This is a genomic window from Neisseria sp. SLRRB23 (assembly GCF_050896295.1).
Lineage (GTDB): Bacteria > Pseudomonadota > Gammaproteobacteria > Burkholderiales > Neisseriaceae > Neisseria.
This window is the reverse complement of the sequence record NZ_JBPBFH010000161.1, coordinates 1-364: the sequence shown is the minus strand read 5'-3', so window position 1 is coordinate 364 and position 364 is coordinate 1. Positions and strand designations below refer to the sequence as shown.

Genomic DNA, 364 nt, shown 5'->3' with positions numbered 1-364 from the left:
CCATCTGGCTGTGCAACACGGCGGTCGGTACGTCAGCAAAACGGTCTTCCACCAGTTTTAAAAGCTGCGGCGTGAGGTTGATTTCGGGCAACAAAAACAACACCTGCCGCCCCTGCGCCAACACTTTCGCCATCGCGTACAAATAGTACGGAACCGATTCGCTTGGTGCTTCAGCACCTTAGGGAATCGTTCCCTTTGAGCCGGGGCGGGGCAACGCCGTACCGGTTTTTGTTAATCCACTATATATCAAAGGACAGATATTGCCATTCGGCCCTTTCGGGTAGCCAGCGGGCGGCGAAGCCTGCGCGGGTTTCGGGCGGCTGGGCCGTCTCTTATACACATCTCCGAGCCCACGAGACTCGAC

At 56.9% G+C, this 364-nt stretch carries 1 protein-coding gene; it reads right to left on the bottom strand.

Going from position 1 to position 364, the window contains the following annotated elements; translation table 11 throughout:
- Positions 1 to 178: 178 nt before the first annotated feature.
- Positions 179 to 364: hypothetical protein (locus tag ACRPFF_RS11680; protein WP_432674681.1), on the bottom strand; the 186-nt coding region annotated here is incomplete at its 5' end.